The 1,068-nt window shown below is 67.8% G+C and carries 1 protein-coding gene; it reads right to left on the reverse strand.

Going from position 1 to position 1,068, the window contains the following annotated elements; genetic code table 11:
* Positions 1-57: 57 nt before the first annotated feature.
* Positions 58-996: a carbohydrate ABC transporter permease gene (locus tag AOK00_RS35255; protein ID WP_055604187.1), complete on the reverse strand. Its 939-nt coding sequence runs from the start codon at positions 994-996 to the stop codon at positions 58-60.
* Positions 997-1,068: the final 72 nt, after the last annotated feature.

The following is a 1,068-nucleotide window of genomic DNA, read 5'->3' on the forward strand; positions in this document are numbered from 1 at the left end:
GTGGGGGTACCTGCGCGGCCCCCGGGGAGGGAGCGGCCGTCAGGGTGGACTCGGCTGTCACTTGCCGTCGCCTCCGAACTTGCTCAGGCGCAGATAGACCATCGAGCAGAAGAGAAGGATCACGAACGCCACCGTGGTGAGGGCGGAGGCGTATCCGAAGTTGTGGGCGTCGACGCTGGTGTGGGCGATGTACAGCGGCAGCGTGGTCGTCTCGCCCGCGGGGCCGCCGCCGGTCAGCGTGTACAGCAGGTCGACGTTGTTGAACTCCCAGACCGCGCGCAGCAGTGTGGAGAGGACGATCGCGTCCCGGATGTGCGGGAGGGTGATGTGGAGGAACTGCCGGACCCGGCCCGCCCCGTCGACCTCGGCCGCCTCGTACAGGTCCTTCGGTACGGACTGCAGGTCGGCCAGGATGAGGATGGCGAAGAAGGGCACGCCGCGCCAGAGATCGGCGACGATCGCCGCGGGGAACACGGTCGAGGTGTCGGAGAGCCAGGACGTGCCGTACGTACCGAGGCCCATGTCCGCGAGGTAACGGCTGATCCCGGTCTGGGAGTTGTAGAGCAGCACCCAGATCGCTGAGGTGAGGACGCCCGAGACGGCCCACGGGGAGAAGACCAGGGCCCGGCCCAGGGCGCGGCCCACGAAGGTCTGGTTCACGATGAGCGCGAGGGCGAGACCGAAGAGGAGCTGGAGCGTCACCTCGACGACGACCCACTTGAGGCTGAAGGTCAGCGTTCCCCAGAACCGAGGGTCGTCCGTGAAGATCCGGGTGAAGTTGTCGAGTCCCGCGAAGCCGTTCCGCCAGGGCTTCGTGGGGTTGTAGTGCTGGAGGCTGTAGTAGAAGACGCTGATCACCGGGTAGGCGATGAAGCCCAGCATCAGCAGGCCGGCGGGGGCGATCAGCAGGTACGGCAGTCGGCGGGGGGTCGCTCCCGTGCGACGGCGGCTCCGTGCCGTGACGGCTTGGGGCGGTGGGGTCACAGCTGAGGCCATGACGGCGGCTCCGTTCTCGGTGAAGCGCTTCGCGAACTACGTTCGAGATTTCGGACAGGGTGGGGCGGGCGG

It is taken from the genome of Streptomyces aureus (assembly GCF_001418135.1).
Taxonomy (GTDB): Bacteria; Actinomycetota; Actinomycetes; order Streptomycetales; family Streptomycetaceae; genus Streptomyces; species Streptomyces aureus_A.

Bases quoted from the DNA above. Each gene is read 5' to 3' on its own strand.
- AOK00_RS35255 (WP_055604187.1), bottom strand. From the start codon at position 996: ATGGCCTCAGCTGTGACCCCACCGCCCCAAGCCGTCACGGCACGGAGC.